The sequence below is a fragment of the Bradyrhizobium sp. MOS001 genome (assembly GCF_004634465.1).
Lineage (GTDB): Bacteria > Pseudomonadota > Alphaproteobacteria > Rhizobiales > Xanthobacteraceae > Bradyrhizobium > Bradyrhizobium barranii.
On sequence record NZ_SPVJ01000005.1, the window covers coordinates 1 to 19,172 of the forward strand.

General features: G+C 61.4%; 18 protein-coding genes and 2 pseudogenes. 7 read left to right on the forward strand and 13 right to left on the reverse strand.

The features are described from left to right. Together CT676_RS44845 and CT676_RS09410 are read left to right on the forward strand one after the other, a co-directional pair. On the forward strand, nucleotides 1–188 hold a 188-nt coding region (locus CT676_RS44845), incomplete at its 5' end, for a hypothetical protein (RefSeq protein ID WP_205124594.1). 63 nt (nucleotides 189–251) lie between these two features. Continuing rightward, nucleotides 252–518, forward strand: a complete 267-nt coding sequence (locus CT676_RS09410) for a right-handed parallel beta-helix repeat-containing protein (protein WP_135214434.1) — start codon at nucleotides 252–254, stop codon at nucleotides 516–518. A gap of 97 nt (nucleotides 519–615) precedes the next feature. Here the strand turns inward: CT676_RS09410 and CT676_RS09415 are convergent. The 3 genes and pseudogenes from CT676_RS09415 to CT676_RS09425 form a co-directional block, all read right to left on the reverse strand. Beyond that, a pseudogene (locus tag CT676_RS09415) lies at nucleotides 616–804 on the reverse strand (CoA transferase); the annotation flags it as partial. Nucleotides 805–990: 186 nt separating this feature from the next. Continuing rightward, on the reverse strand, nucleotides 991–1,992 hold the full coding sequence (locus tag CT676_RS09420) for a class I SAM-dependent methyltransferase (protein ID WP_135214435.1): 1,002 nt from the start codon (nucleotides 1,990–1,992) through the stop codon (nucleotides 991–993). After that, nucleotides 1,989–2,960: a fatty acid desaturase gene (locus tag CT676_RS09425; RefSeq protein ID WP_135214436.1), complete on the reverse strand. Its 972-nt coding sequence runs from the start codon at nucleotides 2,958–2,960 to the stop codon at nucleotides 1,989–1,991. The genes CT676_RS09420 and CT676_RS09425 overlap by 4 nt, the downstream gene beginning before the upstream one ends. A gap of 239 nt (nucleotides 2,961–3,199) precedes the next feature. On the opposite strand from CT676_RS09425, the gene CT676_RS09430 reads away from it, so the two are divergent. Continuing rightward, entirely contained in the window at nucleotides 3,200–3,379 is a 180-nt protein-coding gene (locus CT676_RS09430; RefSeq protein ID WP_135214437.1) for a hypothetical protein, read from the forward strand. Between the two features lie 150 nt (nucleotides 3,380–3,529). Beyond that, a complete protein-coding gene (locus tag CT676_RS09435) occupies nucleotides 3,530–3,781 on the forward strand; it encodes a hypothetical protein (RefSeq protein ID WP_135214438.1) in 252 nt (83 codons plus the stop codon). Between the two features lie 7 nt (nucleotides 3,782–3,788). On the opposite strand, the gene CT676_RS09440 is transcribed toward CT676_RS09435, so the two are convergent. After that, the gene (locus CT676_RS09440; protein ID WP_135214439.1) at nucleotides 3,789–4,472 is read right to left on the reverse strand and encodes a class I SAM-dependent methyltransferase; all 684 of its coding nucleotides are present in this window, start codon (nucleotides 4,470–4,472) and stop codon (nucleotides 3,789–3,791) included. 9 nt (nucleotides 4,473–4,481) lie between these two features. Then, nucleotides 4,482–5,480 (reverse strand): glycosyltransferase family 2 protein, encoded by a 999-nt coding sequence (locus CT676_RS09445; protein ID WP_135214440.1) that lies wholly within the window; start codon nucleotides 5,478–5,480, stop codon nucleotides 4,482–4,484. Nucleotides 5,481–5,723: 243 nt separating this feature from the next. On the opposite strand from CT676_RS09445, the pseudogene CT676_RS09450 reads away from it, so the two are divergent. After that, nucleotides 5,724–5,918, forward strand: a pseudogene (locus CT676_RS09450) (tripartite tricarboxylate transporter permease); the annotation flags it as partial. A 46-nt stretch (nucleotides 5,919–5,964) separates the two neighbouring features. Here CT676_RS09450 and CT676_RS09455 read toward each other — a convergent pair. The 3 genes from CT676_RS09455 to CT676_RS09465 form a co-directional block, all read right to left on the reverse strand. Further along, nucleotides 5,965–7,779, reverse strand: a complete 1,815-nt coding sequence (locus tag CT676_RS09455) for a chloride channel protein (protein WP_135214441.1) — start codon at nucleotides 7,777–7,779, stop codon at nucleotides 5,965–5,967. Between the two features lie 393 nt (nucleotides 7,780–8,172). Further along, nucleotides 8,173–9,366 carry a CoA transferase gene (locus CT676_RS09460; RefSeq protein WP_135214442.1) on the reverse strand — a complete coding sequence of 398 codons (1,194 nt, stop codon included), beginning with the start codon at nucleotides 9,364–9,366 and terminating at the stop codon, nucleotides 8,173–8,175. 145 nt (nucleotides 9,367–9,511) lie between these two features. Next, on the reverse strand, nucleotides 9,512–9,736 hold the full coding sequence (locus tag CT676_RS09465) for a hypothetical protein (RefSeq protein WP_244623144.1): 225 nt from the start codon (nucleotides 9,734–9,736) through the stop codon (nucleotides 9,512–9,514). Nucleotides 9,737–10,017: 281 nt separating this feature from the next. Here CT676_RS09465 and CT676_RS09470 point away from each other — a divergent pair, with 281 nt between their 5' ends. Beyond that, nucleotides 10,018–12,624, forward strand: a complete 2,607-nt coding sequence (locus CT676_RS09470) for a M10 family metallopeptidase C-terminal domain-containing protein (protein WP_244623124.1) — start codon at nucleotides 10,018–10,020, stop codon at nucleotides 12,622–12,624. Between the two features lie 136 nt (nucleotides 12,625–12,760). Further along, on the forward strand, nucleotides 12,761–14,290 hold the full coding sequence (locus CT676_RS09475) for a hypothetical protein (RefSeq protein ID WP_135214443.1): 1,530 nt from the start codon (nucleotides 12,761–12,763) through the stop codon (nucleotides 14,288–14,290). Between the two features lie 45 nt (nucleotides 14,291–14,335). Here CT676_RS09475 and CT676_RS09480 read toward each other — a convergent pair whose 3' ends face one another. The 5 genes from CT676_RS09480 to CT676_RS09500 form a co-directional block, all read right to left on the reverse strand. Then, nucleotides 14,336–15,547: a glycosyltransferase gene (locus CT676_RS09480; RefSeq protein ID WP_135214444.1), complete on the reverse strand. Its 1,212-nt coding sequence runs from the start codon at nucleotides 15,545–15,547 to the stop codon at nucleotides 14,336–14,338. Then, nucleotides 15,544–16,311, reverse strand: a complete 768-nt coding sequence (locus CT676_RS09485) for a class I SAM-dependent methyltransferase (protein ID WP_135214445.1) — start codon at nucleotides 16,309–16,311, stop codon at nucleotides 15,544–15,546. Before CT676_RS09485 ends, CT676_RS09480 begins: the two co-directional genes overlap by 4 nt. Beyond that, a complete protein-coding gene (locus CT676_RS09490) occupies nucleotides 16,308–17,429 on the reverse strand; it encodes a DegT/DnrJ/EryC1/StrS family aminotransferase (protein WP_135214446.1) in 1,122 nt (373 codons plus the stop codon). Before CT676_RS09490 ends, CT676_RS09485 begins: the two co-directional genes overlap by 4 nt. Beyond that, nucleotides 17,426–17,872, reverse strand: a complete 447-nt coding sequence (locus tag CT676_RS09495) for a hypothetical protein (RefSeq protein ID WP_135214447.1) — start codon at nucleotides 17,870–17,872, stop codon at nucleotides 17,426–17,428. The genes CT676_RS09490 and CT676_RS09495 overlap by 4 nt, the downstream gene beginning before the upstream one ends. Before the next feature lie 110 nt (nucleotides 17,873–17,982). Further along, nucleotides 17,983–19,167 (reverse strand): glycosyltransferase, encoded by a 1,185-nt coding sequence (locus tag CT676_RS09500; RefSeq protein ID WP_135214656.1) that lies wholly within the window; start codon nucleotides 19,165–19,167, stop codon nucleotides 17,983–17,985. Nucleotides 19,168–19,172 lie beyond the last annotated feature (5 nt).

A 19,172-nucleotide genomic window follows, 5' to 3' on the forward strand; every position in this document is an offset into this window, starting at 1 on the left:
CCGCGCGTATCGTGGCCCACGACGTGGAACGAGTTTTTGCCGATATCGATGCCGATCACGGCGATCGCGGTACTGGGTGTCTGGGACATGGCGTGCTCCCTGTCTTGGCGCCCCTGGCCAGCTTATCGCTGGCGGGGCAGGAGCACGGCCGGACCATCCCATTAGCGGATTGGAAACTGGAGCGCTGAACGTCGTGAACGCCACGGGATATGGGAGGCAGCGGCTTTACGATTGCTAGCGCGGCTGCGGGCTTGATCAAGGCGACGCTCAGCAACGTCAAGGTGATCTACGCGGCCAGCGGTATCGGCGTGGGCGCCGGCGCCGCCGTTCACCTCAGCAATTCGGTCGTGTCAAGCAACTCGGTTGCCGGCATTGCCATCTCGGGCGGCGGCATCAACATTGACGCCACAACGATCTCCTTCAACACGATCGGCGTCAAGCAAGTCGGCGGGTCGGTCGACCTGTCCAACAACGACCTTTCTCCGCTATGTCGGCTCGCGTTTCGACGGTTTGCGTAAGATCTAGATGGTTGCCTAAGCCGTCAATGCGCGGCCGATGGTGATCACCGCGGCGGCCCGGATCCGAAAGGCCGGCTGTCGCGACGCGGCCGTTCTTTCACACCACCTTGGCGTTCCGGAGCGTCGCGATCTCGTCTGCACTGAGGCCGAACTCCTTCAAGATCTCGTCGGTCTGCTCGCCGAATTCCGGCGGCCGCGCCACCATGTTGCTCGGCGTGCGCGACAGCGTGACGGGTTGGCCGACCAGTCGAATGTGGCGGTCCTCGTCGTTCGGCACGTCCTGAGCGCAGGTCTTTGCGTGGGGTAATGGCTGAGAGAGGTCGGAGAATTCTCGCCAAACGGATGATCTTGCACGCAGATCTCGCAGCTCTTCTAGGGAGCGTCGGGAGTCTTTTCAGCCATGGCATTCATATGGAGCCGGGATTCAGATTGCCGTCCGGCCCGCGCGCTGATTCCTATTGGAGCGACGTGATCACGCACCGCCAGAAATCCTGCTTGACCCCAACTTCGCCCTCGAAATCGGTGTTGCCGATGATGTCTCAGAAGTGGATGATTGGGCCGTGAGGATGCAATTCATCTGCGACGTCTTAGAGAAAGGCATCCTGACAAAATCGAACGCCGCAAAAAGCAGATGAAAAAAGGGAGTAAGGCTGTTCTGCAGCGATGGCCGTGCAGCTGACACCTCCGCGAGGCCAACGCGCTTTAATTCGTTAATGGCGCTTACGGTCCAGAACGGGGCACCTTGCGTATACGAGCAATTCAAAACATGAAGGCCCGCGGATTCACAGTGACGAATGAAGCTAGGTTTGGTGAAGAGAACAAAATGTCGAGGCGTGTGATATCCTCCCCAGGAACGATATCTAAAAATACGAGCGTCTAGCGAGTCGTAGTTGGGCGTTTTAATCCAAATGAGACCACCGGGAGAAAGCAGGCTCTTTGCCTTTTTCAGTATCTGGATCGGATCCGGAACGTGCTCGATCAGGTTTAGCATCAAGATCAAGTCAAACGTTTTTTCAGTCTCGAAGCCTTCAATAGGCGTGAGGTGAAAGTTGTGACCTTTGGCGCGGGCGACATCGGCCGCTCCAGCATCAATGTCTACGACGGTTGTATCAGCAATTCTGGAATCGGCTCTCTTCAGCCCGTCGAGGAGCCAACCGATTCCGCCTCCAATGTCTAATGCAGACAGGCGTTCTCCATTGAGTTGTTTGGTGATTGCTTGGAAAGCCCTGTCGTCAAGACGCTTCTTGAAGCGTAGTGCCAAGGTATCTGCTGCATTGGCGTGAAACGAATAATAGTTGGATGGATAGATTTCATTCAGCCGATCCAACAGCATCGGGTAAATGAACAGAATATCGCAGCTGTCACAGCGGTAGAAATCGAAGAGCCTGCCGGATGTAAAATACTCAACGTCGTTGGCTTTCGCGAAATGACGCACAGAACCATCGGCACAAATCGGGCACGTTATTTTGGTCATGTGAACCTGAAGAGACTGAGGAACGTTTTCAAATATGTGGAGCGACGCTGCTCGATAACCGATGCTAACTCTGTCTTGAGGAGATATGCCTCCATTTCATGCAAGTTGGTATAGGAAACCTGCGGCTCCCAGTGGTGCAGTAGGTGGCGATTGAATCCCGCGGCTCCGAATACCGAAGCGAATATGCCGGGTCCAAACACCCTCGTATAGGCGCCATGATCATGCTCATTGTAATCGACACATGAATCCGCAGAGGGGCCTCTATGTTCCAGCAACTGGCGAAGAGCGCCGAAGAGGGGGAAAAACATCACGGTCCCCAGGACCCACGCGACGCAAAAAAGTAGCTCGCGAGAAAAGAAGGAAATCGTGACGATTGCAATGTGCGCAAGGAGACCCATGGGCCTGACCCATGTGCCTCGATCGACCCTCTTGGCTTTAGCTTCAAGTTTTGTGCGCGACCGCAGCACTTCCATCACTCGGACGCCAAACAGAGCCTTGATCAGAAATGCCAGATTAAGCGAGGAGAAATAAGTCGATTCGCTGTCGTCGATTTTGCCGAGCGCGCGATGATGCTGAAAATGGGTGATGCGGTACTGCTGAACAGATGTGCCTATCATCCAAGCAACCAGAATGTTGCATAGAAAATCACTCTGTCCTCTATCAGGGGCGAAATTGAAGTGAGCGCCTTCATGAAGGAACAGTTGCAGGTAGGCGATCCAGAAGCCAATAGAGATTGCACCAGCAAACACAGTAAATAGCAGTCCATAGTCCATTTCCACGGGCACGGCGCGGACAAACGCAAAAGTAACAATCAGCGCAAAGTAGCCGAGCGCAATGTCCAGATAGAGCCTCGTATAGTTGGGCGTCAGCGTCTTGATGAAGTCCGCGTATCTGAGACCTTCGTCATTTACGAGAGATGGCCTTAGTTCCTGAAACCTTCGCGAATAGTCATCATTACCATCGATCATTTGCCGTCACCCCGGAGATGGTTCGGCGCCTGAGCGTGCGCCGGAGCGTCATTGGTTTCGCCCCCGTCTGGCTCAAGTTGAAGAGTTCAGGTTAATATTTCCATTCCCGGTCCATCCTCCGATAGACGTGTTGAGCGAGAACGGACAGCGAACGGCAACCGGGCGCAACAAACCGATGGATCATTAGATTCCCCCAGCGGGGCGACAATCTCAATTTGCAACCTATAATCGAGCAACTCATGACCGACCCTTCGCCGATACCAAGTTGCGCACCGTCTCACTTCTACAATTCGCCTGGTGGCGCTACGGCTGTCGCGCAGTTGCCGACTACCGGCGCGAGCGGTGGCGTTAACGGCGGGCTCGGCGACTCCGAGGCGCGGCCGCGCAATATCGCGCTGCTTGCGTGGATCAAATACTGAGAACTCGCTATGAAAATCTGGAACTACCGCTCAGAAGCCATTGAGGTCCTTACTGAGAGCGCCGCCGATCCCTGTCCCGTGCAGGAAGACGTTTGGTTAATCCCGGCTTTCGCGACGAATATCCTACTCGCGGACGGAGCTTGATTCGTCATGCTGGAAGCCGTTCTTCTGCTACTAGGAATTGGAGCGCTGGCTCTTGTATTGATTGCCTTCTGGGGCGCGTCTATTTGGCCCCATCAGGCGCGGCGCGATTTTCTCAAGCTGCTCGACGAATACAAGCTTGATGAGATACTGCTTGAGCTGGACACGCCGGGGGTGACGCTGCTCCACTGCCCGCCGAACTGGCAATGCATCTTCAGCGACAATGTGGCGGTCGCCCATCGGCGGTTGGATGTGTTGTAGAAATAGTTCAGGCGGTACCAAAGGCGGCGTATTGGGCGCCGAGCGGAATACGCCTCAAGGCGCCCTCGACGCGGCGTGCCGGCTCTGCCTCCCAGGGCAACAGTAGGAAATGATGCGCGCCGATCTTCTGCAAGCCGCTAGCCGCCATCAATCTCCGTGCCTTGCGAGCGCTGAGCAACACGGCGTCGCGATCGAATTCGCAGCGCGCAACGGCAAGGCGGGTAAGCGGATTGAGGGGATTGTGCTCGATGATGCAGATAAGGCCCCCCGGGCGCGCCACGCGCCGCATCTCATTGATGAAGTTGGTCCATTGGGCAGGCGCGACGTGGTGCAGCACGCAAATCGCAGTCACGATATCGAAACTGTCGTCGTCGAAGGGAAAGCTCCTGCCGTCGAAGGCGCGGTACTCGCCGCCGGGATTGTCGGCGCGCGCCTGCTCGATACTCTCCGATGAAACATCGATGCCGGTCAGGCTGCCGACCATGTCGCGCAGCAACGGATGAAAGCTACCGACGCCGCAACCGACGTCGAGCATCGCGGGTCTTGCCGATCCGAGACGCCGCGCGGTCAGGTCGCGCAGGAGGTCGGCTTTGGAGCGCATGAAGAAGCTGTGGGGCAGGCCCGAGAAGTCGATCGATGATTGGACGACGTCCCGGTAATTGCTGCGGTACTGGTCGAAGAGCTCGCTCATGTGGGCTCACTATTCGTGCATGGCGTGAGCTGCGGCGCTCGCCGGCGCAGCCTGGGCGCGATCGAAGCCCAACCGCTTCTGCACGACGTAGAGTGGACGGTGTTTCACCTCGGCATGAATGCGGCCGATGTAGAGCCCGACGATGCCCGTCATGAGCATGTTAAGTCCGCATAGGAGCGATATCACGACCATGGTCGAGGACCAGCCGGCAACCAGGTGGCTGTCCTTGCTCATCCACAGCACAAGCACCCAGCCGCCGTAGAGGAGGGCCAGGCTCGACACCACGAGCCCACACCAGATTGCCAGGCGTAAGGGCACATCGGAAAAGCCGAGCGCTGCAGCCAACGCAAGACGGGTCATCTTGAGCAGAGGATATTTTGTTTCGCCGGCCGCGCGCTCAAGGCGATGGAAGGTCACTTCAGTCTGCCGGAAGCCGAGCCAGGCGATCATGCCGCGCACGAAGCGGTCCCGCTCCGGCATCTGGCGCAGCGCGTCGAGCACCTTGCGATCGATCAGGCGGAAGTCACCGACGTCGGCCGGAATCCGAACCGAGGTCATGCGCCCGAGTATCCGGTAGAACAGATGGGCCGTCGAGCGCTTAAACCGGCTTTCGCCAGCGCGCGACAGGCGCCGCGCATAGACGACTTCGTAACCTTCTTCCCATTTGGCGATAAGTTGCTCCACGACCTCAGGGGGGTCCTGCAGATCGGCATCCATAACCACTATCGCTTGGCCCTGCGCCGCGTCCATGCCGGCGGTAATAGCGACTTGGTGGCCGAAATTGCGCGACAGGCCGATCAAGCGATAGCGCGGATCGCGTTTGACGAGTGCTTCCAGCACGATGGAGCCGGAATCGCTGCTGCCATCGTCGACGATAATGACCTCCGCCGCGCCGTTGAGCCGGGTCAGCAACAGGTCGAGCCGGCGTAGCAATATAGGGAGAACGGCCTCCTCATTGAAGACCGGGACAATGATGCTGTAGCTAACCGTCCGGGAATCGATCGCCATTGGGGTTCATTCCGCTTTGAATGAGCTGAAATCTAGAGCACCTGTGGTTAAAGCGGTCTTGCCTTAACAACGAGGAACGGCTCGAACGGAGGCTGTTTTTTCGTGAAAATCGGGATGGAGGCTCAATCCGGCTTATCCGGTCGGGTCGGGCGGCCCGAACGGGCAGGCATCCAACGTTTTACCCAATGCGAGACTGCCCCTATCGTGAGCGGACTCAGACGACGCCGGCCTCCCCTAGTCTTCGTGCTCGGCAACCGCGCCAAGGATGTCTTCCACCTGTCGATGATCGGGTCCGGCGGCAACCTCAAAGTGTTCTGGTTGAGCGGTCTGGTCGACCCGATCACGACGCAGGCCATCCTGTTGCTATTTTGGCCGGTGATCGACGGTCTTCTTGGGCGCGCCGGATGGACGGGGCGGGCGAAACCCGCGTCGAACTAGCAACGAGGGTCGTAGGCGCAGATCGTCGGCGAGGCGAATCCGCTGTCTAAAGCCGCGCGTCGTCAAGGGCGGTCACCTGTTCTGACGGGCTCCGGCGGCCAAGGCCGAAGAAGGCCGAGCGCTGCTTCTCGACGGATCTTGCGGTGGCGCGAATGCGCAGGAGATCCTTGCGGGCAACCAGGCCGACGAGATGCCCGCTCGCGCGTTCGACGATCGGCACGCGCCCGACGTCGGCCAGAACCATCCGATCCGCAAGATGTGACACCGGTTCGTCGGGATAGCCGAGTGTGAGCGAGCGGTCCGAGGCGCAGTCGAACAGGGTGTCGCGACCGTCAGCGCTTTCCGCTCGCCAGCGCAGGACGTCCGAGCGGCCGACGAGACCCGAGACCTGACCGTCCGCATCGATCAGCGGATAGCACTTGTGACGCCGCCCGTTCCCGGAGAAGAACGTCACCGCTTCGCCGACCGTCATCGTTGCCGGCAGCGTATCGACGTCCGTCACCATCACTTCGTTGACGCGGAGCAGTTCGAAGGGATCGATGCCGTATTCGCGCACCACGTGCTGGCCGCGCCTCGCGATTTTCTCCGTGAGGATCGAGCGCTTGAGCAGCAATACGGTGAGCGCATAGGAGGCGCTCGTGGCAATCAGAAGCGATCCGAGCAGCGGAAAGTCGCCGGTCAGTTCGACGGCGAACAGGATACCGGTCAGCGGCGAGCGCATGGTGCCACCCATCATCGCGGCCATGCCGACGAGCGCCCAGGCCCCATGAGACCCCGGCAGCAATTGTCCTTCGAGCCAGCCGACGCAGCCGCCGAAAATGAGAAGCGGCGCGAGGACGCCCCCGGATGTGCCCGACGCGAGAGCGACGATCCAGATCGCGGACTTTACCAGCAGGATTAGCACCGCGACTGATACTACAACGTTGTCGTTGAGCAGGTCGCCGATGATGTCGTAGCCGACACCGAGTGCCCGCGGTTCGATCAAGCCGCCGGCGCCGACGAACAGTCCGCCGATCGCCGGCCACCACATCCAGTGGATCGGCAGGTGATTGAAAAAATCCTCGGCCTTGTACAGCAGCGTGGTCAGCAATCCCGATTGCAATCCCGCGACCACGCCGACGCCGACGCAGGCAAGCGGCCCCCACCAAGGCAGATCGAGCTGGCCGGCGAACGGAAACAGTGCGCCGCTGCCGATCAGCCAGGGCCGCAGCGACGACGAGACCACGCAGGCGGCGATCACGGGAATCAGGCTGCGTGGCTTCAGCTCGAACAGGAGAAGCTCGACGGCGAGCATGACGGCCGCGATCGGTGTTCCGAAGATGGCCGTCATGCCTGCCGCGGCACCGGCCACCAGCAACGCCTTGCGTTCGGCCGCGCTGAGGTGGAAGCATTGCGCGAAGAGAGAGCCGACAGCACCGCCGGTCATGATGATCGGGCCCTCGGCGCCGAACGGGCCGCCAGTACCGATCGAGATGGCCGACGACAGCGGTTTGAGAACGGCGACTTTCGGCTGGAGACGGCTGCCGCCGATGAGGATGGCCTCGATCGCCTCGGGAATACCGTGGCCGCGAATTTTTTCGGAACCGAAGCGCGCCATCAGGCCGATGACGAGGCCGCCAAAGGCCGGGGCCGCAACCATCCAGGCGTCGGGTTTCAGATTGGCTGTCGAGAGGGTCTGCGTGCTCAACGTGTGCAGCCACACGGCATTGGTAACGAGCGCGATGGCACGCAGCAACAGCCACGCCGTACCGGCGCCACCCGCGCCGACGAAGATCGCCATGGCGACCAGCATGAGAACGCGGCGGTCTGTCGTGAAGTCGCCGAGGCGCGGCAGGGAATTGGCGGGGATGGGGCGGGGCATCTTGGTCCGATCGGGATAACGCGATTGTGAGGATGACGAAGTGGCGCCGATCACATCGGCCGGCGCCGGAAATATATCGTAGAACGATACAAATCAACGGATCATTGCTGGCTGGAAAGCCGGTTCGCAGACAGGGGGAGAAGGCAGCCTAGCGGGGCAGCTCGAGAATTCGGGTGAGGCGGGCATGGGCCGGCACCGCGTCAGATGCGCGCCTGAGAAAATCGCGAGGCAGGATTTGAGCAGGACGGCGACGATGACGCGCGGTTCTGCGCCCTGGAGCATGATATTCGTCGGTCCGAAATCGCCGTGGCAGATCGGTTCGGGCGGGCCGCGAGAGGATCCCCGAGCCATGCGCAGGCCCCAGCAGGCCGCGCGCGTTGGCGCTGGGCGGCGTCAAACGACCTTCGCTCGTCTCAGTTCGGCAATTTCGTCAGGGGCGAAGCCGAACTCGGCGAGCACTTCGCTCGTCTGCTCGCCGAATTCCGGCGGTCGCGCCACCATCTTGCTCGGCGTGCGCGACAGCGTGACGGGTTGGCCGACCAGTCGAATGTGGCGATCCTCGTCGTTCGGCACGTCCTGCGCGATGCCGAGATGTTTGACCTGCGCGTCTTCGAACATCTGGTCGATGCCGTAGATCGGTCCGCAGGGCACGCCGGCGTTGTTGAACTCGCGGACCCAGGTCTCGGTCGACTTCGTCACCGTGCGCTTTTCGATTTCGGCGTTGAGCGCGTCGCGGTTCTTGGAGCGGGCCGGGGCGGTCGCATAATCGGGATGGCTGTAGAGCTCCGGCGCACCGATCGCCTGCGCGCAACGCTCCCAGATCCGCCCGCCGGTGGTGGCGATGTTGATGTAGCCGTCCGAGGTCTTGAACACGCCGGTCGGGATGCTGGTCGGGTGGTTGTTGCCGGCCTGTTTGGCGACTTCCTTCTCCATCAGCCAGCGCGCGGCCTGGAAGTCGAGCATGAAAATCTGCGCTTGCAGCAGCGAGGTCTGCACCCACTGGCCCTTGCCCGACACCTCGCGCTCGAGCAGCGCGGTGAGGATGCCCATGGCACAGAACAGGCCGGCTGTGAGGTCGGCGACGGGAATGCCGACCCGCATCGGCCCTTCGCCCGGCGCGCCGGTAATCGACATCAGTCCGCCCATGCCCTGCGCGATCTGATCGAAGCCCGGCCGCTTGTGATAGGGGCCGTCCTGTCCGAAGCCGGAGATGCTGCCATAGACGATGCGCGGATTGATCTCGCGCAGGCTCTCATAGTCGATGCCGAGCTTCTTCTTCACGTCGGGACGGAAATTCTCGACCACGACGTCGGCCCTGGCTGCTATGCGCTTGAACACGGCGAGCCCGCGCTCGTCCTTCAGGTTCAGCGTCATCGCCCGCTTGTTGCGATGCAAATTCTGGAAATCGGACCCCCGTCGCGGCCCGCCCGGCTGCTCCCCCCCGGCATCCTCGGTCAGCGCGTCGATCTTGACGACATTGGCGCCCCAGTCCGCGAGTTGGCGCACGCAGGTGGGGCCAGACCGGACGCGGGTCAGATCAAGTACAGTGAAGCGCGACAGGGCTTCCGAGGCATGCGGGAGGGGCATCGTGATAGGCTCCGGGACAGATTGCGGCCTACCATAGTGCCGAAAGATCATGCGGCAAGTCTGGGCCGGCGCGGAGGCCGCCTGTCGAAATGCGGTGCCTGACGGGGTCTGCCCTGACGCGGTTTGCTGCGCTGCGTGAAAGGGATCAGCGCGACAAGCGCTTCAACTCGGCGCGCGCCTGCTCGGCCAGTGGGGCGTCGCCGTGGCGCGCAATGAAGAGCTCGAACGCCTCCCGCGTTCCCTTCCGGCGGGCGGCTTCGAACTCCTCCGCCACCGCGGCGGAAGGATCGCGGGCCATTGGCATCGAGGGGGCGCGTCCCGCCTTGCCGCTTTCCTTGCCGCTGTCGTCCGCATTGGCTTTCCCGACCATGGCGAGCTGTTCTCCGATGGACAGACGATCCGCCCCCGCGAGCACCGCAAGGAGGCTGATCAAACCTATTGAAAATGGGCCTGATTTCATGCTTCCCTTACCATACCTGCAAGCAGAACCTGCGGCCGGCCCCTGGCCCGTATAAATACAGAATTTGATGGCTAGCACGGCGTTTTGGAAGAGGGGCGTGCACGTCGGCCAAATTTAAACGAAACGTATAACTCTCAAGCTAGAATCACGTGCCCACGAATCGCGCGCGATGCGTTGCTCCGGAGAGTCCATTGGCTACCTCTGTTTACGTCAGTGCCACCAACAACGCCGACATCGACGGCCTGCTGTCCGGCTATAAATGGACCGGCACGATCGCGTATAGTTTCCCCGACTCGTCCAGCAACTACACCTACCCCTACAGCGGCGGCGGCAGCGAGCCGACCAGCTCGGGCTTTGCCTCGGCGCCAAGCCAGATGCAGGCGGCGATCAACTATGCGATCGGATTGATCCGCAGCTACACCAACGCTGATCTTCAGTACGCGGGCACGAACGGCGCCGATATCATGATCGCGCAGTCGCCGTCGGCCAATCCGACCTCCTACGCCTACTACCCCGGTAACTATGCGGCGGGCGGCGACGTGTGGTTCGGGTCCCAATACAATTACTCGCTGGCCAAGCTCGGCAATTATTATTTCACGACGGCGCTGCACGAACTCGGCCACGCCCTCGGGCTCAAACACAGCCAGGAGACTGGCGGACCCGCCAACGTCGCGGTGCCGAGCGTGCATGACGACAGCGAATATACCGTAATGAGCTATCGCAGCTATGTCGGCGCTTCGACCACGAGCGGCTACACCAACGAGGCGTATGGTTATCCGCAGACCTATATGGCGAACGATATTCTCGCGCTGCAAACGATGTACGGCGCGAACTACACGTCCCAGAGCGGCAGTACTATTTACACCTGGAATCCGACCACGGGGCAGGAGTTCATCAACGGCGTCGGACAGCTCGCGCCCGGCGGCGGCGGCGGCGGCTCGGCCAACCGCATCTACGAGACGGTCTGGGACGGCGGCGGCGCCGATACCTACGACCTGTCGAACTACACGACGAACCTGAACATCAATCTAAGTCCAGGCGCGTCGTCACTGTTCTCGTCGGCGCAACTGGCTAATCTCGGCAACGGCCATTACGCCTCAGGCAATGTCTACAACGCCTATCTCTACAATGGTGATGCGCGCTCCTACATCGATGATGCCATCGGTGGGGCCGGCAACGACACGATCGTGGGTAACGCCATTGCGAACGTGTTGAGCGGCGGCGCCGGCAACGATACGATCACCGGCGGCGGCGGCAACGATACCATTATCGGCGGCGCGGGCACCGATACGGCAGTGAATTCGGGCAATAGGGCGAACTACGCCGTTTCCTACAATTCGGCGACGCAGACCTTCACGATTGCCGATCAGCGATCCGGTTCACCGGACGGGACCGATACGGTCACGAACGTTGAGTATTTCCAGTTTGCCGACGGCATGGTTGCGAGTTCGACCTACAGCTCAGCGCCCACCATCATTGAATCATTCGGCGCAACCGAACTGGTGCAGTCTGTCAACAACTATGTTTTGGAGCTGATTTCCAGTGGCAACGGGCCAACTCTGAAGTCCGGCGGTGTGGCTATTGTGCTGGGACAATGTGGGCCTTATGTGCCGATCAGCGCCGAGCAGACCTCGTCCGGCTATGATGTGGTGTGGAAGAATGGCAATGCCGACCAGTACGTGGTGTGGAGCACCGACAGCAATGGCAACTACGTCTCCAGCCTGACACCGGTGGTCTCGGGCACGAGCGCGACGCTGGAGTCCTATGAGAACATTCTCCATCAAGACCTCAACGGGGATGGAACGATCGGTCCGGTCGGCCCTGTCACGCCTGTCGCCACCACGACGGTGATCGAATCCGCGGGATCTACGACGCTCGCTCAAGTCGACTCGAATTACTATCTCTACACCAATGGGACCGGTCCTTCGCTGAAGTCCGGCGGTGTGGCTATTGTGCTGGGACAATGTGGATCGTATGTGCCGATCGGCGCCGAGCAGATCTCGTCCGGCTATGACGTGGTGTGGAAGAATGGCAATGCCGACCAGTACGTAGTGTGGAGCACCGACAGCAATGGCAACTACGTCTCCAGCCTGACACCGGTGGTCTCGGGCACGAGCGCGACGCTGGAGTCCTATGAGAACATTCTCCATCAAGACCTCAACGGGGATGGAACGATCGGTCCGGTCGGCCCTGTCACGCCTGTCGCCACCACGACGGTGATCGAATCCGCGGGATCTACGACGCTCGCTCAAGTCGACTCGAATTACTATCTCTACACCAATGGGACCGGTCCTTCGCTGAAGTCCGGCGGTGTGGCTATTGTGCTGGGACAATGTGGATCGTATGTGCCGATCGGCGCCGAGCAGATCTCGTCCGGGTATGACGTGGTGTGGAAGAGTGGCAATGCCGACCAGTACGTAATGTGGAGCACCGACAGCAATGGCAACTACGTCTCCAGCCTGACACCGGTGGTCTCGGGCGCGAGCGCGACACTGAAATCATATGAGAGCATCCTCCATCAGGATCTGAATGGGGACGGGACGATTAGCGCAGCAAGCCAGGTAATGGCGTCAAACGACTCCTTCGTGTTTCGCCCGGTGGCACCTCACGGCAGAGCGCCCCTCAGCAGTGTTGAGTCAGCGCTCGGGAATGCCGCACCTGCATTCGACGGCGTGCACGGTTCGGCCGTCAACGATGCTCTGCAGCATGTCGTGAGCCTTGTCAGCAGCGTCGAAACCGCACATGGCGGCGCTCTAGACCACCTTATCTATGGCGTGGGACATTTCATTCTCGACTGAAACCAATGGATGGCCTTAAGGTGGGCCAGGGCGAGCGGAATTACGTCCATTTCGTCTCGGTGGGGTCAATTGGCTTCGTCTGGGTTAGGCGGTTGAGCCGTGCTCCTCATCACAGACATTGCAGCGTAGGAACCTCATGAATGGGACTGGCCGTCTACGCCGGCTGATTCACGGCTGGTCGGCAAATCTGGTTCAGATGTTGCTCGCCCTGACCCAGCAGATTCTCTTGATTCCGGCGTTCCTGCATTTCTGGACCGGTGAGACCCTGGCGGCCTGGCTCGCCATCTACGCGGCTGGCAACCTTGTCCTCGTCGCCGACGCGGGGCTGCAGCTTCGCGCGATCAACCGGTTTTTCGCCTTCAAGTCGTGCGTCGATTGCGACGGCCGCACTGCGAGCTTCTTCGCTGGCATAATGCACCTCTACATTCGAATCGTTGTGGTGCTGGGCCTAATGCTGGTTCTGAGCGTACAGCTTTTCCCGCCGGCCGCGGTGCTCGGGTTCCAGGGGACGCCGACCTTCGACTCCGCTATGCTGGTGATCACCCTCGGCACGCTCGTCGCGTTGCCCGCCAACCTGGTTTCGGGCCTCTATCGTGTGCACGGGAAATACGGTCGCGCCGTTTGGGCGCAGAATATAGCCATAGTGTTCGGCCAGATCGCGCAGTTGGTCGCGATCGCCTCAGTTGGCAATCTCCTCGCCGTCGCGTCAGCCTATGTGTTTGCGCAAATCCTGTCTGCCCTCTTTATGCTCGCCTACGACGCTCCGCGCCAGTTTCCGCTCCTGCGGCGCGAGCGAGTTCTCCGATCCCGGATCCAGTCATGGCGGTGGAGCTTGGGGCAATTCGTTCGCGCATCTCCCTTTGCCTTGGCCAATGTCACTGAGCTTGCGCTCGTCAACGCGCCCGTGCTGCTGGTCAGCGTGCTCGTTGCCGATCGTGTGGCTGTGGCACAATGGGGGCTGACCCGCGTGATCGCTAGCCTCGTGAGAGCGCTCTGTATTCAGGTGGCACTGCCGCTGGCGCCCGAACTTGGCCATGACTACGCGATCGGTGACAAGGAACGGCTGCGCCGGCTCTATGCCCATGGATCGGTGTTTGTGACGGCGCTCGCCTGCCTGATCGTGGCCGGCTTGCTGCCGTTCTGGCCGGACTTCTTCGTGCTGTGGACTCACGGCAGCATCCCCTACGATGCACCTCTGGCCGTCACGCTACTACTTGGCTCCGCTCTCGTTGCCCCTTCGCTACTTGCGCTCGTGTTCGCCAACCACAGCAATCGCCGCAATCTTCTGGTCCGGACCAAGGGTTTGCAACTGATGGCCTTCCTGATCCTGTCGGCCTTGCTGATCCCCCGGCTCGGGCCGCTTGGCGCCGCCATCGCGATCGTTGCGAGCGACGTCCTAACCCAGTTCGGAATCTTGACCCTCGTCATCGTTCGTCAGACGCTTGCGCACCCGGTTCGTCACATGCTGGTCCTGACCGCCGTCATGGTTACGATCGTGCTGGGCGGATGGGGGCTCGGACTCGCGATCCGCGCCCTTGTGCCGGGGGCGGGGCTGCTCCGCTTCCTGGCGGAATGCGCGATCTGGGTTGTCGTCGTTGCCGCCGCGGCGAGCCCGCTGCTGTCGGAGCGCGTGCGTAGGCGGGTGTTGGCGGCGGTGCCGAACTAGCCCATTCGGCCCGCGGCCGCTCCGGCCCCGGGGGTGCTGCGGATGTCAGTAGATCTGAGGGTAGCGGCGATATCGCAGTCGCATCAGGTGCCGCGCGAGTTGCCGATGCCCTTCGTCGATCCGTTCGGCGAAATAGGCGAGCCTTTGCTTGCCCGCGATGGCCAGTCGGGCACGCTCCTCAGTAGAGCCAATCTTGACGATGGCCTTGGCGAGCGATGCGGGATCGTCGTAGTCGAACAGGACAGCGGCGTCGCCCGCTTGAGCCTTGAAGGCTTCCGGATAGATCACCGCCGTGCCGACCGCCCACGCCTCCAACGGCGGCAGATTGGTGGGGCCGAAATAGGTGGCCATGACAAGCGCGTTGGCGCCGCGATAGAGGGCGCCGAGCTCAGCGGAGGGAACGAAGCCGAGCATGCGCACGGAATCGCCGAGGCCGTGCTGCGCGACCAGCGCCTCGAATGCCACGCGCGCGCCGGGATCGGAGCCGCACAGCACCAGCGTGTGCCGCTCGCCCTGGTTCCTGAGCAGGCGCATCGCGAGCAGGATGGTCGCGTGGTTCTTGTGCGACCAGAATTGCGCAGGATAGAACAGATAGCCGCGCTCGATGCCGTACTTTTTGAGGATCGCGGCGTCCTCGGCCTCGCCGGTGGCGCCTGACCGTGCCACGTAAAGCGACGGCGAGAACGGGATGCAGACGGCGTGGTCGCGCTCTATGGCGTAGCGCCGGCACAGCATGTCGATCAGCTCGTCCGCGTTGGTGATGACCACCGCGGCCTTGGTAACGGCGCTGCGCCATACGATGTCGCGCCGCTCGAACTGGGCGAATTCGCGCACCTCGTCGAACTCAGGGCTGTCGCGGAAGCATCCGTCGAAAATCGTGATAATGAACGGCAGCTTGTAGAGCACAAGGTTCCAATTCGACGTGGTGGTGAAGTAGACGATGTCGACGCCGGCCCTGCTCAGCTTTTTCTCGAACGGCGCGCAGACGCGCATCGCGTATTGCAGCAGGTCGAACGGTCCCAGATATTTGAGGAACAGGAACAGCCGGTCGAGCCAACCGAGCTTCAGATACACGCTGTTGATGCTGAGATCGGCAAGGATCGCGACGTTGTCGGGCAGCGTGGTGAACACGGTGACATCGATATCGACGGTCTTGGCCCAGTCGCGCATCCACACGATGTCGGTGAGCGACTGCTGGAAACCGCCGCCGACGTCGAGCGGCAGCTCGAGGAAAATGCCGACGTGATAGCGTTTCACGGCTGAGCAGCCTTTCTCGCGATCGAATAGGCGGCCCAGTCTTTCGTGTTAGGCGCAGCGTCGGACAGCCAGGCATGACTGCCCACCTGCTCAAACCCGCTGTTCCTGAGCGAGGCCTCAACCTCGAACGGGAACCAGTAGCGCATGCGATGGGTCTCGTCGACGCGCCGGATCGTTGAGCGCTCCGTGTCTTCACAGAACAGGGTGTAGTTCACGAGCACCGTTGCCTGCTGCTCGTCATGCTCCGATTGCGCGATCCGGGTCAGGCGTAATGGGGTCTGTTCGATGATCTTGACACGTGTCTCAACGCCCTGAGCCAGTACGGCACCGCCGTACCAGTAGTCGAAGAAGAACACACCCCCGGGCCTCAACGCCGCGTGGGCGGTGTGGAAAAGCGCTTCCAGCCGGTCGTGATCGTTCTGATAGCTCGCGACGTGAAACAGCGACACCACGGCGTCACAGTCGTGCTCCGGGCCGGCCTCGCAGGCATCACCCTGCCGGAAGGGAATCCTGAGCCCGGCCTGCGCGGCGCGCGCGTTCGCTCTGGCAATCATATCCGCGCTGAGATCGACGCCGGCGACGTTCCAGCCGCGGCGCGCGAATTCGATCGCATGCACGCCCGTACCGCAGCCGAGATCCAGGAGCTTGCCGGAGGGGATGCCGTGGTCGCACAGCCGCGCCTCGACGAAGGCGACCTCCGCGGCGTAATCCTTGTCCCGGTACAGAAGGTCGTACCAGGGCGCGTAGTCCGCAAACACGCTCACGTCAAAATCTCCTTCAGCGCCTGCGCGGACCGCGCGATCTCGTCATCGGTCAGCGCCAGCCCGCTCGGCAGATAGAAGCCGCGCCGCGCAATGCGCTCCGCGTTCGGATGCCGCTCGTTCAGCATGAAGCCCATGCGCCGCAGCACCGGCTGCTGGTGCATGCACCAGAAGAACGGTCGGGTGCCGATGCCCTTCTCCGCCAGGCGCCGCATCGCCTCTTTGGCATCGAACGGCACGTCGTCGTTCAATACGACGCCGTAAACCCAATAGATGTTGTCGGCATAGTTGGTGCGGGGGACGGGGCGGCGGATGCGTTCGACGTTCTCGAGATGGCCGTCGTAGAATCGGCCGATCCGGCGCTTGGTCTCGACGGTCTGCGGCAGGCGCTCGACCTGGGCAACGCCGAGCGCAGCCTGAAGGTTGGTCATGCGCGCGTTCCAGCCGAGCTCTTCATGGATGAAGCGCTGCTGCGGCTGAAAGCAGAGGTTGCGCAGGCTGGCGAGGCGATCGGCAAGCGCATCGTCGTCGGTGAGGATCATGCCGCCTTCGCCGGTCGTGACGTGCTTGTTGGGATAGAAGCTGAAGGTCGAGACGTCGCCGAAGCTTCCGCAGGGGGCGCCGCGATAGGTCTGGCCGTGCATCTCGGCGGCGTCTTCGATCACCCTGAAGTCGCGCTTGCGGGCGAGCTCGAGGATCGGGTTAAGATCGACTGGGAGGCCGTAGATGTGGACCAGCATGATGGCGCGTGTCCGCGGCGTGATCGCCGCCTCGACGCCTTCGATCGTCATATTCCATGTTGCTGGATCGCAATCCACTGCAACGGGAACGAGCCCCGCCCGCACGACGGCGGCCGCGCAACTGATGATGGTGAAGGTCGGAATAATGACTTCGTCACCCCGCTCGAGACCCAGCGCGTGGACGGCAATGTCGAGCGCGACGGAGCCATTGGTGACGGCAACGCCGTGCCGCCGTCCGGCGGCGCTCGCCATTGCCTCCTCGAAGCGCTTGATGAACGGGCCTTCCGACGAGATCCATCCGGTGCGGATGCACTCAGCAAGGTATTCGGCCTCATTGCCATCGAGGAGCGGCGTGTTGACGGGAACGAAGGCACCAGTCACAGCGAAGGACCCTTGACCCGTACCTCGGACGCCGGCACCTCGGGAAAGCGCGTCTTGTCGTTCTCGCCGGCATAGGGGCCTTGCTTGATCTCGAACATCTCGATCGGCTCGATGACGTGGAAGCCGTGCGCGCCACTGCAGAGCAGGATGATGTCGCCGGCGCCGAGCATGCGGCTCTCCAGATACTCCTCGGCCTCGGTGTAGAAATCGACCTGCAGCTTGCCCTTCTGGATGAGCAGGACTTCCTGCGTAAAATGCACCTCCCGCGTCACCTTGTTATGACGATGGGGTGCGATGCTCTTGCCTTGCGGATGGTTCATGAAGGCGAGCTGTTGCGAGAGTTCGGGCGAGGAGAAGAAAGTGATGCCCGGCTCGCGGAACGAGGCGCGAACGATGATCGCGTAGAGCTGCTCGCCGAATCTGACATGTTCGACGTGTTCCATCCGGGGCCTCAAAAAAACGCTGGAATTATAGTGACATAGCGTCGCTATCTACGGCACTTTGGCTATTTTGCCCCGCACCGTCAAGGGCGCAAGGGGCCCGCTGCGATGCTCTAGTTTCGGCCGATGAAGCCGAGAATGTCGTCGATCCGCTGCCTGAAAGTGTGGGTCGAAAGCGTTCGCGCCTGCCCTGCGGCGGCAATCGCGCCGCGCTCGCCTTCATTTCTGAGATAGCGATCGATCATCGCGAGGCAGTCGTCGGCCGAGCGCCAGGCCGCGACCTCGCTGCCATCGTCGAACAGCGTATGGAGATTGTCCTTGAAATCAGTCAGGAGGAACGTGCCGACGCCGGTTGCCTCGAACAAGCGTGCGTTGCCGGCCTCGCGCCCCGCCATGTCGATATGCGAATTGAGCGTGAGGCGGGACGCGCGGAGCGCCTGATACATCTCCACGCCCCACACCTCGCCTTGATAGCAGCGGTGCAGCGGCGAAGAGGCGGGGAGGGTGTGCAAGCCGCTGCCGTAAAGCTTCAGATCGTATTTCCGAGCCACCGCTTCGAGTTGTGCCACCCGCTGCTGGTGATCTGCCGACACGGCACCAACGAAGGAGATGTCGATGCTGCGCTCGGGCGCAGGCGGTAGAACGTCAAGGATATTAGGCTCGAAGGCCAGATGAACAACCTCGGATCTGACACCGGTGTTGCGGAAGGATTGAACGACCCGGAGAAGCTGCGAGATCATCAGGTCATAGGCCGACCAGTCCTCGCCGCGCGAGGGCACGATGCCGACCTGGCCGATCAGGATCGGACGGCCGATACCCTTGATCTGCCGCGCGAGGCGCGCGTCGACGTGAAAGACGTCCTGGTTGAGGACGAGGTCCGGCTTGAACTCTTCGATCTGCGCGAGCAGGATCTTTTCCGCCTGCGCATCGAGTCGAGGACTCAGACCCACCTTGCGTGCCAATGGCCTGAGGACGGGCTTGAATGGCGCAATTACGCGCTGAAGCCAGCCGGGGATTGTTTGTCGTTGCACCTCGTCGGCCGGCTCCGGCGACGGTGTAACGGCGAGCCCATGCCCGCGAGCCCATGCCGCCCGCATCCAGGGATTGTTGACGTGAATGTCGGCGGCGACGTGCCCCGCCGCGGCGAAGTTGCGTGAGTAGAAATCGGCAACGCCGAACAGGCTGGCATTGCGCGCCACCATCTGCATTGCGTAAGGCGCGCCTGCCAGATCGGGCACGCGGCGGTACAGCCACGTCAGGAAGCGCGGATAGTCGGCGTTGAGGATGAGGACGCGCACTGTCT